Origin of the sequence: Spirosoma fluviale, from assembly GCF_900230225.1 — a bacterium.
GTDB classification, from domain to species: domain Bacteria; phylum Bacteroidota; class Bacteroidia; order Cytophagales; family Spirosomataceae; genus Spirosoma; species Spirosoma fluviale.
This window is the reverse complement of record NZ_OCNH01000002.1, coordinates 533,641-546,305: the sequence shown is the minus strand read 5'-3', so window position 1 is coordinate 546,305 and position 12,665 is coordinate 533,641. Positions and strand designations below refer to the sequence as shown.

General features: G+C 51.9%; 12 protein-coding genes. 4 read left to right on the top strand and 8 right to left on the bottom strand.

Annotated features, from left to right (window positions below; all coding sequences use genetic code 11):
- Positions 1-47: 47 nt before the first annotated feature.
- Entirely contained in the window at positions 48-656 is a 609-nt protein-coding gene (locus tag CRO74_RS13070) for a hypothetical protein (RefSeq protein WP_144035911.1), read from the bottom strand.
- A 326-nt stretch (positions 657-982) separates the two neighbouring features.
- On the opposite strand from CRO74_RS13070, the gene CRO74_RS13065 reads away from it, so the two are divergent.
- On the top strand, positions 983-1,474 hold the full coding sequence (locus CRO74_RS13065; RefSeq protein WP_097126493.1) for a hypothetical protein: 492 nt from the start codon (positions 983-985) through the stop codon (positions 1,472-1,474).
- Positions 1,475-1,554: 80 nt separating this feature from the next.
- Here the strand turns inward: CRO74_RS13065 and CRO74_RS31560 are convergent, their stop codons facing one another.
- The 6 genes from CRO74_RS31560 to CRO74_RS13040 form a co-directional block, all read right to left on the bottom strand.
- A complete protein-coding gene (locus CRO74_RS31560; RefSeq protein WP_179830190.1) occupies positions 1,555-1,704 on the bottom strand; it encodes a hypothetical protein in 150 nt (49 codons plus the stop codon).
- 189 nt (positions 1,705-1,893) lie between these two features.
- On the bottom strand, positions 1,894-2,286 hold the full coding sequence (locus CRO74_RS13060; protein WP_097126492.1) for a hypothetical protein: 393 nt from the start codon (positions 2,284-2,286) through the stop codon (positions 1,894-1,896).
- Positions 2,287-2,304: 18 nt separating this feature from the next.
- A complete protein-coding gene (locus CRO74_RS31290; RefSeq protein ID WP_144035910.1) occupies positions 2,305-2,892 on the bottom strand; it encodes a PorT family protein in 588 nt (195 codons plus the stop codon).
- 127 nt (positions 2,893-3,019) lie between these two features.
- Positions 3,020-3,505, bottom strand: a complete 486-nt coding sequence (locus tag CRO74_RS13050; protein WP_097126490.1) for a GNAT family N-acetyltransferase — start codon at positions 3,503-3,505, stop codon at positions 3,020-3,022.
- 15 nt (positions 3,506-3,520) lie between these two features.
- Complete coding sequence (locus CRO74_RS13045; RefSeq protein WP_097126489.1) at positions 3,521-4,705, bottom strand: alginate lyase family protein; 1,185 nt, start codon at positions 4,703-4,705, stop codon at positions 3,521-3,523.
- Positions 4,702-6,888 carry a CehA/McbA family metallohydrolase domain-containing protein gene (locus CRO74_RS13040; protein ID WP_097126488.1) on the bottom strand — a complete coding sequence of 729 codons (2,187 nt, stop codon included), beginning with the start codon at positions 6,886-6,888 and terminating at the stop codon, positions 4,702-4,704. Before CRO74_RS13040 ends, CRO74_RS13045 begins: the two co-directional genes overlap by 4 nt.
- A gap of 139 nt (positions 6,889-7,027) precedes the next feature.
- Here CRO74_RS13040 and CRO74_RS13035 point away from each other — a divergent pair, with 139 nt between their 5' ends.
- Positions 7,028-8,374 carry a Gfo/Idh/MocA family protein gene (locus CRO74_RS13035; protein ID WP_097126487.1) on the top strand — a complete coding sequence of 449 codons (1,347 nt, stop codon included), beginning with the start codon at positions 7,028-7,030 and terminating at the stop codon, positions 8,372-8,374.
- 326 nt (positions 8,375-8,700) lie between these two features.
- On the top strand, positions 8,701-9,693 hold the full coding sequence (locus CRO74_RS13030; RefSeq protein ID WP_097126486.1) for an aldo/keto reductase: 993 nt from the start codon (positions 8,701-8,703) through the stop codon (positions 9,691-9,693).
- A 104-nt stretch (positions 9,694-9,797) separates the two neighbouring features.
- On the opposite strand, the gene CRO74_RS13025 is transcribed toward CRO74_RS13030, so the two are convergent.
- Entirely contained in the window at positions 9,798-11,765 is a 1,968-nt protein-coding gene (locus tag CRO74_RS13025; protein ID WP_097126485.1) for a glycoside hydrolase family 127 protein, read from the bottom strand.
- A 480-nt stretch (positions 11,766-12,245) separates the two neighbouring features.
- Here CRO74_RS13025 and CRO74_RS13020 point away from each other — a divergent pair, with 480 nt between their 5' ends.
- Positions 12,246-12,641, top strand: a complete 396-nt coding sequence (locus CRO74_RS13020; protein WP_144035909.1) for a hypothetical protein — start codon at positions 12,246-12,248, stop codon at positions 12,639-12,641.
- The last annotated feature ends 24 nt before the right edge of the window (positions 12,642-12,665 follow it).

Sequence of the window (12,665 nt, the reverse complement as noted above, 5' to 3'; positions counted from 1 at the left end):
AAATGGCTTTCCGGCAGCGATTGAATTCAGGCTTAGGCTATTTCCGATTAAAAGCTTACCTCGTCAATAAGGTTGTAGGTTTTCATCTGACGGAATCGGTAAGATAGCCCTATTAATAAACTTAGGCCACCCGCTCCGGCCTGCGTATTGACCTGATATACCGTCGGATCGCTGTTTTGCTGTAACTGGACGGCCTGCGTAACAACACAATGATTACTAACGAGTCGATTTAGTTGTACGCTTATATCGACGTCTTTTAGCAGTTGATAGCCCAGCCTGAGGCCAAGCGTGGCTGATAGAAAGGGACTTGTGGAATTCGTTTCTTTAATGGCTTTAGTTATACTTGTCGTTCCATCTGGCCTGCTACTTACGAAAGTCAAGGTTGACCGGGATGCCATTAAATTCTCATCGAAGTCAGCGTTGATAGCTACCCCGGCCAATACGCCCAGCGTTAAGTGTTTGACTGGTTCCCAAAAAATATACTGACCCGTTATGGGAAACTGCCAATAATTAACCCGTAAGGCTAATCCAACTATAGACTGATCGTCATTTATAAAACGAAAACCCGTGTAAACAGGAAACCTTACCATGCCTGTTTCTACACTGAATCGTGCGGTTTGATAGCCGATGATCAACCCATAAGATGGGTTCTGCAAACTATGAGGATGTGAATCGCGAACATGGGAATTCCCATTATATCTTGAGTAAGACCAGTGTAAACCCAGCAACGGTCTGACGTAGTAGAAATTTGACTTGCTTTTGAATTGTATTGACAGGCTGTCTTGCTGAGTTGACTGTAAATCTCCCACCCAGTTCTTCTGCTGAGCGCATACCCATGAGCAGGCAAACAGGAGCAAGGCGGTTGCCAGTAAACCATATCTTAGCATTTGACCAACCCTTTAGAGCACATAAGTACCTGTGACACTTGACAATATGAATACGATTAGCTTAACTTAGGGTAAACTCTTCAGCGGACTTCACTATGATACGCGCCCTTCTCATTCAAATCGCCTTGATGATTGCGGGAAGTGCTTCCGCTCAGGATTGCCAACCACTGACCCTGGCCGCGCTTAAACAAGTTTACAAGGCCTCCAACAGGCCAAACCGCATTTTTGCAGAAGGGTTTGCCCTGCCTTTAGCCAAATCGGATAATTCAATTGTATACCACCGGTGCCGGCGAGTGATTGACTATGCCAACGAGGCACAGCGAGTGAGCCTGCCAGAACTAATCAACGATGGCAATCGTAGCCGGACGATCTGGTTCGCTACGTATGACCGCGATACTTACCTGGGCATCAAAACCCGTGCGCAAGCCTCCTACCGGGTTTTACCATCGTTAAAGAGCCAGTCCAGCCTTTATTCATTAGGTTATACCGACGGTAAAACAGCCTATTTATTTGGCGCAACGACTCTCGACGATTCAACGGGTGCCACCCGGTTCCGCATTGCCCTAATGCCTCTTTCCAGTTTGTGACAGAGCTGCTTAAGTGTTACAGTTAAGTTGACGATCAACCCTGTTTGCATTTTCACAGTACCGGCCTACTACTAAACAGGCTATTTGTACCGATTCATGAACAGCGAAAACGGCCATAAAGCAGCGGCCGCAATCGCTTTGTTCCAATTGGGCTTATCAGGATTAACTCGAACAGCCCTGAAGACATACCAGGCTAATACAATACTCCATAAAAACCATGCTGTTGCCATTTTCTTAGTGGTTTAAACTCTGGATTTAATTTAAATACTGGGCAATATTAGGAATAAATACCTGATAGTCAGCTGACAGCGTAGGCCATTTTTGTCATTCCGACGCAAGGAAGGATCTTCGGCAAACCAAAAAAACAGTATCACCCGAAGATTCCTCCTTGCGTCGGAATGACAGAAATCAACCTTAACTTACTTCCGCAACAGCGTCAGCATAATAACGATAACATACGCACACTGGCCTAGCAGAAAAGCGAGTATGCCCAGGGAAAGCCATTCGGCATTAGCGAACGGGCCATTCCTGAACAAAGGCATCACCAGCAGCATCAACACGATTATTGTTGGCAAGAGATGAATGGTCGTCAGGGCGATATTCGGGGTTTTGCCGGTCAAACAAATGAGCCAGTACCCAAGTCCAACGACCAGTAAGAAAGCTGATCCCATCAGGGCAACGTGGCTATTGGCAATTACGAAATACGTATCGTAAAGCTGTACATCTACCGTGTGCTGACGAAACACAAGGCCCATCAAAATAAGTACGGGCATAGCCAGCCAGCTAATCAGGTAGGGCTTTCGAAATGTCATCTCCGCGTTCGCAGGGCTTTACAGTTTACTAATCAAATAGGACAAACCTACCTGCCAATTTCTATTGGTAAAAGCGTACGTTTTAGTCGTAGAGCGATCATGAACGGTTAGTCCCTTAAAATAACCACCGGTTATACCCATTCGCCTGAACTGATAACGAACACGGCCTACTAAACCTACTTCAATGGAATTACTATGCGGCCAGGAACTTGACTTACCAACCAGCAAGTTTACCTCGGGACCAACCCAAAAACTCAGGTTTGACATAGGCTGAATACCAATGGTAGGCGTCAAACCGATGTAATTGTAGTTGAGGTTAATGGGCATGTCTCCCGCATAATTCCCAAGTCGCTGGCCTTTTTGCTGGAAGTTTAGCTCAATCTGGCTGGTCAATAGAGTAGACAGCAGATGTTCATACGCCAACCCTATGTAGAATCCTGGCTTTGCCTTTACCAGTGCAATACCAATAAGCAGAGAATTGGCTATCTCAACGTGTGTACTTGAATGTAAATAGCCCGCTCGAATAGTGAATGAGTTCTCTTTTTGGGCTCGTAGCTGTGAACTACTAAACATAATCAATACAATTGCCAGGAAGCTATATCTCATATCAATAGTCGATTACTTATGATGACTCCGAAGACACAAAAATGGTTGGAGAGGTTTCGTCTTTTGCTATGATTTTAACAACGTCACCGGTATCTGTGACTTGTAGTACATAATCGTCAGCGGTAGGCTAAAGCTTCCGATACATAATATAGGCATTCGTATAGCCATTCTGCATATGGTTAAACGCATCGGGAATTTCGCCAATGATAGTAAAGCCGAGTTTCTGCCAGAGTCGAACCGCCCGCTCGTTGCTCTTTACGACGATGTTGAATTGCATTGCTCTGTAGCCTAACCCCCTGGCTTCCTCAATAGAACACTCACCCATTAGCTTACCTATTCCCTGCCCCTCATACCCGGCAGAAACCATATACGACGCGTTGGCGATATGTGAGCCAAGGTCGATCTGATTATCCTTAATGATGAATGTGCCAGCAACCTTTCCCTCAACTGTAGCGACGTACGTATGCTTATCGGCATGGCACCAATACTCAAGCATCTTCTCTCTCGACGAATCCGGTGCAAAGCAATAGGTGTCGCCTGTGGCAATTACAGTTCTGATGATTTGCCAGATCGCTTCCTGATCATCGGCAGTGGCTCTACGAATTTCGGTCATTTTGGTTGTCAGTGATTAATCCAGCCATATCAGCGGATTTCGGACGGGCAGGTTACGGAGTACTTCTTCCACTTGCGGATTGTGATCGAGGGTTTTCCAGGTGGCCAGCCAGTTGGCCTTGTCGAAAGCAGCCGCGCCGAACACCAGAAATGGCTGTGCAATCGGCCAGTCGTTCCAGTACATCACATCGGGCTCTAGCGGCCATTTGGATTTATCCGCAACGTAAGGATACAGGTAAGTGATGCCCTTCTCAATGCTACGCCCGTCGGGGGTTTGATACGTCCACAAATCATGGTCTTTGTCGGAGAGTATCTGGCAAATCATCACCATCGCATCGAGGTTGAAGATCGAGTAACCGTAGGGTTTTGTCCGGCGTAACTCCAGCGGAAAACTCCCGTCTGCGGCCATCTGGCCGGGCAGCAAAACCGTTTTGTAACGCTCCCGGCAGGCGTTCAGGATTTCCTCATTACCGGTTAGCCGGGCAAAAGAAGCTACCTGCATCACCCAGCAGGTGCCGTGATTATTTTTGGCTTCTTTTTCGTCGTTGCTGTACGGATGGGTGAGCATCCAGTTAAGATACTGCGCGAACCACATTCTAGCCCCCGCCAGCACTTGTTTATCGGCCGATTTGGCCCGTTCCATCACCCGGATTCCCTGCGCCACTTCCATAAAATGAACCGTGTCGATGATGCCGATACCCCGCCCGGTAGACCGTCCCCAAATAGCCTGTGCATAGTGCAGCGACGGATTCATGCGGGACGTGCTATCCACAAACCAGGCGTTTACATGCCGGAACGCCTGCCGTACATAGGCTTCATTGCCGGTAAGTTTATAGGCCGATGCCAACGCCCCAACAATCCGGCTGAAGCGAATCATGGCCTGCCGGTGCGCCACAAAATTATCCGGATTGGTCAGGCCGTCGCGCTGGACATAGGGCCCCTGCGGATTAGTGGTGTCGGGCCACCAGTAATCACCCTCCGAGAAAAAGTCGTGCCTGTTCCCCGCCGACCGTGGGCTAGTCTGGGTCGTTACGGTAATGGGTTCCTGCATCATGGCCCAGTCGGCCTGCCTGAGCACCTGCGGGCGTAACGTCTGATTCACGGCCTTCCTGACGGCGGCTTTATCCGTCTGTCCGTTCACCCATCCTGCAAACGGCGTCAACAGAACAACCAGCCATACCGAAGTTATTCTTTTTATCATTTTGATAATTGGATAGTCCCCGGCCGGGAGTTAGTAAGCCACACCTGTTGGGTAAACGCACCGTTGACGGCGGCATCCCACACTTCCAGCCGCACCCATTTCCGGCCTTTCAGGTTGGTGTTGAACGTAAATTTCTGTTTGCCGAAGGGCCGCGTATTCGTCAGATCGATGCGCTCGCGGAACACCTGTTTGCCATCGCCGGAGATGATTTCGGCAAAGGTTAACGGGAACGTCCAGTCCATCTCGACCGCAAGTCTGGCTTTACCATCCGGTTTCAACGCGAGCGAATCGCCCGCGCCTTTGCCATTTACGGTAAAGGTGGGCAACAGCACCTCGCCGGTCGAGACGAAGAACTTACCCTGCTGCATGGCGTCCAGAACCGGTTGCCAGCCCTGCTTGTAGTCGGGCAGTTTGTCGAGTTGAAGGTAGTTCACATTGAGGTGGGCGTACATTTCATTTTCCGGCTCAATGGTAAACAGATCGGCTTCGGCAATGACGTGCTTTTTGAGGCCCCAGTTGGCCATATCATCCATCAAATCCAGCACCCGTCGGCTCAGACGCGGCTCGGATAGATCGGCGGGGATATTCTTCCAGGCCGCACCAAAAAAACGGTCTGATTTATAAAACTCTTCATCTTTATACTTATCCGGAAAGCCGGTCGAGCCTTTTGTACGGGCGTGGGCGGTCCAGGCCAGCCCGTTTTCTGCTTTTAACAGCTTGAGCATGTCTGTTTTATCGGCAATGCGGTAGACCTTACCATAGATTGGGTCGTTCGTCACAAACGGCATATCCGGTTTGCGCGACATGATCCAGTACACCGGCTTCGGAAAGAAATCCAGCCAGTGCCCGCCAAAAAATTCATTGGGTTCTTCGCCGGGTAGCAACAACAATTCCTTATCCGACCAGCGTTTGCACATGTCGTGCAGCGTTTTCAGTTCCAGCAGCCGCTGGTCGTCGGGCCCTTTGGGGTGAGCCGTGTAGTGAAACTCGGCCAGATGCACAATGTCGACGCCCGTGTTCTTGAACACCCTGACGAAGTTCGGCACCTCCGGAACCGAATTCACGGCGACCGAATTCACGGCGACCGAATTCACGGCGACCGACTTCTCGGCGACCGACTTCTCGGCGACCGGTTTCCCCGCAAGCAGGACTTTCATCACATATTCATTATGAAAGTGGCTCGACATGGTCTTGTAGCCGGGCAACGCCGGGTATTTGTCGTTATGGGTGAATTTCTTCACCTCGTCCAGCGCTTTATCGGGCGTGTCGGTACTGAGCAGACAGAAAAAGTTAAGTCGCTGCTGGGTTTTCGGAGGGGCATTGACCCAGGGCACCCAGCGTTTGTCGCCCATCAGATCCTGCCGGATACCGATACCAAAGTCCGGCACCAGACTTCGGTAACCACGGCCATACCAGGTAAAGTCCAGATTAAAGGCTTCGTCCAGCGGATAAAAATACTGGTGTGGTGCCGGAAAAACGGCAAGACTACCGGTAGCCCCTGAGCCAATGATGGTCCGGTATTTTACGCCCTGCGCTTTGTTCGGTTGTTTTAACTCCGCCGGTACGTGCTGCATCTTCCCATCGGTGTCCGACCAGGCAATGGTGTTCCAGACCGGGAGTTTGCTCGTCAGACCCGCATCGTAGAGAATGGCCGTCGAATCGACTTCGGTCGCCATGACAGCGGCTATATTGATCAGCGGACTACCGCTGTACACCGTGATTTCGATAGCGCCGGTGAAGGTAGCCGCCCGCACATCCGACACCCGGACAATGGTTCGGGAACCCTCGCTACGTACACTGGCCGTTCGTTTATCGAGTTCAACGGCGTAGGATTTGTGGGGCATTTTGTTGGTCTTGTCGAAAAAGATGTTCCAGCCGTTCTGCGACACCAGATCCCGCTTGCCGACCGTCAGCACAAAGGCCGGGTCGAGAGCTTTGGCAATTTCTTTAAAAGTCCCCTTTTGGGACAACTGCATATTACTGAACAGCGGTTTGCCACTGGCGAGGTCGATAACCAGCTTACCCGTTTCCTTCAGATTGGCGGGCCAGCTAACAATAAGCGTATTGCCTTGACTAACGGCCGTTGCTCCGCTTGACTTCTGAAAACCAGACAGATCGACGGGTGTTTGCCCATACGTCAGGGCACTGATTATGAGTAATACAAGGAGCAGACGTTCTTTCATAAGCGACAATACGACAAAGACAATTGGCAGTACATACGTAACAGCACGACAGCGAAAATCTACCCGAAAAGCGTGTAGTACCGACCGTCGATGCGTCGAACCGTCCCGGTCGGTACTACAACTTAAACTCTAAACACCTATGAAACCAACACGCAGACATTTCTTACGCCAGTCGGCCCTGGCCGCTACGGGAGCGGGCCTGATTAGTTTGCCCACTCTGGAGGCCATTGCCAGTCAGCGGAAACGCATTTCTCCCAACGACAAACTACAGGTTGGCCTGATTGGCTGCAATGGCATGGGCTGGTCGGACCTCCGTTCGCATCTGTTACAAAGCGATGTGCAGTGTGTGGCGCTGGCCGATGTGGATCAGAGCGTGCTCGACAAACGTTCGGCCGATGTCGAAGCCATGCAGCACACCAAACCACAGCTTTACAAAGACTACCGCAAGCTGCTCGAAAATAAGGACATCGACGCCGTCATCATCGGCACGCCCGACCACTGGCACTGCATGGCCATGATCGACTCGGTAGCTGCCGGGAAGCATGTTTACGTGGAGAAACCCCTCGCCAACAGCATTGAAGAATGTAATCTGATGCTGGCTGCGGCCAAAAAATACAACAAGATCGTGCAGGTGGGCCAATGGCAGCGCAGCGGCTCGCATTACGAAAAAGCCATCGAGTACATCCGGTCGGGCAAGCTGGGCAACATCCGGCTGGTGAAAGTCTGGGCGTATCAGGGCTGGATGAACCCCGTTCCCGTCCGGCCCGACAGTGCGCCCCCGGCGGGCGTCGATTATGACATGTGGCTGGGTCCTGCGCCCAAACGCCCGTTCAACCCGAACCGTTTTCACTTTAATTTTCGGTGGTTCTGGGATTATGCCGGTGGGCTCATGACCGACTGGGGTGTTCACGAAATCGACATTGCGCTCTATGCCATGAACGCCAAAGCGCCCAAATCCGTCATGGCGTCGGGTGGCAAGCTGGCCTACCCGGATGATGCCTCCGAAACACCCGATACCTTGCAGGCAGTTTATGAATACGATGGCTTTAACATGCTCTGGGAACACGCTACGGGGATCGACGGCGGCAACTACGGCCGGACGGAAGGGATCGCATTTATCGGCAACAACGCCACGCTGGTCCTCAACCGCGACGGCTGGTCCATCCTGCCCGAAACGGAAACGAAGAACGGAATCAAGGTCTACAAAGTAGAGGATATACCGGACCAGACCCGCAATGGCGAATACCTGAACGAACACACGAAAAATTTCGTGCAGGCCGTGAAAGCCAATAATCCGAAACTGCTCAAATGCGGCATTGAAACGGGCAGTATTGCGGCCATCAACGCGCATATGGGCAACATTGCCTATAAAACCGGCCGCAAAGTGTACTGGGATACAGCCGCCAAAGGCTTCAAAAACGACCCGCAAGCCAACGCCCTCATAGCCGCCCACTACCACAACGGCTGGAAACTACCCGTCGTTTGACCAACCCCGGACTAACGTCTGGACCAACCCCGAACTGACGTCTGGACCAACCCCGGACTGACCCCGGACTGACCCCGAACTGACGTCCGGACCAACCCCGGACTGACGTCCGGGGATATCCACAGTCAACCCCTTCGGGGTTATACAGCATTGATGATACACAAGTTGGTTCGACTTTGCAATCAACATAACCCAACCCTGAAGGGGTTGATTGTGGATATCCCCGGATGTCATCCGGGGGATGTAACAACACCAACCCCGAAGGGGTTGACTATAGATAACCCCGGATGACATCCGGGGATGTAACAACATCCGGAGATATACACATGGAATACAGAACACTTGGCGAATCAGATTTAAGCGTATCAGTTATCACCTTTGGCGCATGGGCCGCTGGCGGCTGGATGTGGGGCGGTACCGAACGAAAGGGGGCCATTGAGGCCATCCGAGCCTCCTACGATCTGGGCGTCACGTCTATCGACACGGCGCCCGTTTACGGACAGGGCACCAGTGAAGAAATCGTGGGCGAAGCTATCAAAGGAATCTCCCGCGAAAAAGTCCAGATCCTCACTAAGTACGGTATGCGCTGGGACTTAAAGAAGGGCGACTTTGGCTTCAAAAGTCAGGATAACGATGGCAACCCCATCGACGTTTATAAATACTCGGGCAAGGAGAGCATTATCAAAGAGTGCGAAGACAGCCTGAAACGACTTGGAACGGATTACATCGACCTTTACCAGATGCACTGGCCCGACGTAACGACGCCCATCGAAGAAAGCATGGAGGCCGTTCTGCGGTTGATCGAGCAGGGAAAGGTTCGTCAGGCAGGTGTCAGCAACTACAACGTCGAGCAGATGAAACGGGCCGAAACGGTGCTGAAACTGGCGTCCAATCAGGTACCGTTCAGCATGATTAACCGGGGCATTGAGGGGGAAGTCGTGCCGTATTGCCTCGAAAACAAAAAAGCCATTCTGGCTTACAGCCCCATGGAACGCGGCCTGTTGACGGGTAAAATTAAGCCCGGCCATCAATTCGCCCCCGGCGATCACCGGGCAGGTTATCGGTTTTTCAAGGAAGAGAATATCAAAAAAACAGATGATCTTCTCCAGAAGATCAAACCTCTGGCCGACAGCAAAAACGCCAGCCTGAGCCAACTGGTCATTCGCTGGACCATTGAGCGGCCGGGCATTACGGTCGCACTGGTAGGTGCCCGCAACGCCGAACAGGCTATACAAAATGCGAAGGCTATTGATATCCAACTAACTGCCGATGAGATCGAGTTCATCAATGAGCAGTTGGAGGAAGTGGCGCTGGTGTAATACCAACCGTCCCGGTCGGGTGTTAACTATTTGCATTAACACCCGACCGGGACGGTTCGACGCGTCGACGGTCGGTACTACAGGTTACAGTTGGGTGACGTGTATTACTTCGTCGGTTTTACCTGCCCGAACCAGACCGACATTTCGTTTGGCCCCCGGTGCGACCAGGCATAGTACGGAATCAGCGTCACGTTCTTACCGGCCTCCTGAGCCGACAGCGACAGAATACCGCCCAATTTGTCGGGCTGCATCTGTGGTCGGAACGCGGTACCCGCCGGAACGACCAGCGACAGCGCCTGTCCGCCATTATCAACACCTTCGGCACAGTACACAACCGGACCCCGTTCAATGGCCACCTTATGGCGGTCGTCGGTCACCTGTTCGTTGGCTTTGACCTCCCGCACGGGCATATCGAGCGTCCACTCCAGCCGGTCGCCGGGTCTCCAGGTACGGCTGACGCGGGCGTATCCGTTCTCCGTCTCGTACGACACCGACTTCCCGTTTACCAGTAAGACAGGTGCTTTGGCCGTTGTATTCACGTATTCATACAAATATCCCGGCATGGGTTTGCCCGACGCCCAACCGGGCAATCGAAGTTGCATGGTAAACGCCTGCGGTTGCTTCGGCTGTACTGTTACGGATACCTTTCCATCCCACGGGTAATTTGTTTCCTGCCTGATCTGCACTGGTTTTCCGTTTACCGATACCGTCGACTGATTGGTCAGGAACAGGTTGATGAACACATCATTGCCCTTTGTGGCGTATACATAACCGGGCAGCGACGGCAGAAAACGCACGACATTGGTTGGGCAGCAGGAGGTTCCGAACCAGGGTGCCCGTGTGGCCGCCTGCCCCACGTTAAATTTGCGCTTTCCATCGGAAGCCAGCGGATTGACGTAGAAGAACGAGTCGCCTTCGAGCGAGACACCGGCGAGGAATCCGTTATACAGCACCCGCTCAAACACGTCCATGTATTTGGCATCGCCCGTCAGCAAAAACATCCGGTGATTCCAGAGCATATTGGCGACAGCCGCGCAGGTTTCGGCATAAGCTACATCGTTGGGCAGTTCGTAAGCTTCGCCGAAGGCTTCCCCGTGCCCACGCGCACCCAGCCCACCGGTGAGGTACTGCTTCCGCTCCACCACATCGTTCCAGATCGCCAGCAACGCATCCATGTACGCTTTATCGTTCTGAATAGCGGCAATATCGCTCATGGCGGCATACATATACCCCGCCCGAACCGAATGCCCAACGGCCGTTTTCTGCTGCGTCACGGGAATATGATCCTGCAAGTAACTCGCCCCCTGACCCGTTTTGGCGGGGTCCGGAAAGAGTGGGCGTTTATCGGCGCGGCCGCGCATGTCGAGCAGGAAACGGGCAAAATCGAGGTAGCGTTTATCCTTTGTGACGCGGTACAGCTTTACCAGACCGATTTCAATTTCCTGATGCCCCGGCACCACGATCAGCTTATCGGGGCCAATGGTTCGCATCAGGTAATCGGCGTTTTTCAAGGCTACGTTCAGGAAAGACCGTTTGCCGGTAGCCTGAAAATGAGCCACGGCGGCCTCGTACATATGTCCGACGTTGTACAATTCGTGGCTACCCGCCACGTACGAAAACCGCGTCGGCCCCGCCTGATCGTCTTTGATGTTGGCGCTGTCTTTCAGAATAGACCGTATCGTATAGAGATATCCGTCCGGTTCCTGAGCTGCCGCAAAGAGGGTAATGAGGCTATCCAGGTAGTGATCCAGTTTGGGGTCATAGTGGGTCTGGAGCGAATAGGACGCTCCTTCCACGACTTTAAACACATCGGAATCATCGTACCGTTTTCCTTTAAACGTTCCTTTGGCCAGTCCACCGGCCACGGCGAAGTTGGCGATGCGCCCCGTCTCCTCGCACTTCCTGAAATCGAAGGGAATGGTAACGGTGCGGTTGGTAGCGAGCCGGGATTGCCAGAAGCCGCCATTGATAGCAACGCTGGTAAACGGAACCGGAACAATGGGATAATCCTGCGCGCTGGCAACGGCGGCTAACAGACTTAATACCAGCGCATAAACCGTTCGTTTTGTCATAAGAGATAAGGTAGCGGGATGGGAGAAATGCGGCTTACCTGGTTCAGACTTTCATCTTGCGTACCACCCACATCAGGCAGTATGCAAGATGAACAATTGACTACTAAACCAACTAGATCCCAGGCAAATGAAGGTAAACCAACCTGTAGCCCGATCATAGACTTGAAGCAGTTTTGCGGCAAAACCTACCGTCTTTTTTGGGGGAATTTTGGGCAGTGTACCTGGTTAGTAACGGCTAGTTCAGCGTATTACGTAAGCGTATAGGTTCAATAGTTTGCATTGTTAGCTCAATACTTACAATCAATATTCTCTTACAAGCATATTTGTCTACCTCTACTGGCATTTAAAACAAGCTTTTTGACTGACGTTCAATGACTATCGCGATTTCTATTGCTCGTGTGTTCTAAGAAAACACATCACCTGTAGAGAACGTGAATGGACTTGATCCCCTCAAACCGGCTTCTGCCAGCTATACCCACCATGCAAGTTTTTATGTTTTTTGGTTTACTTTTTCTTACGCTACAAGCAGTCGCCCAGCAGCCCCCCTCCAGTACGGCTACCGATTCGCTGCCCGTGGGTCAATCCACACTAGCTAACTCATCATCGGTTCACATCAGCCAGCAGGGAAGCAACAATCGGGTTGTCATTCTACAGCAGGGCATGGGCTTCATCGAGATCCACCAGCAAAGTGACCCTGCAACAGGGGCACAACAGATCGGGATGCCCGGCAATCAAATTAGCCTGACCGTTGAGGCAGGCACCCAAACCGCAATCAGCCAGCAGGGTCCGGGGCCGCAGGTGATCGATATTCACCACACACCTGCGGCAGTAGGCAGTAAGGCCAGACGCCGGAGTCGCCCCGTAGGCCACAAGTAGACCTCACAAGCATTCCCCAATTCG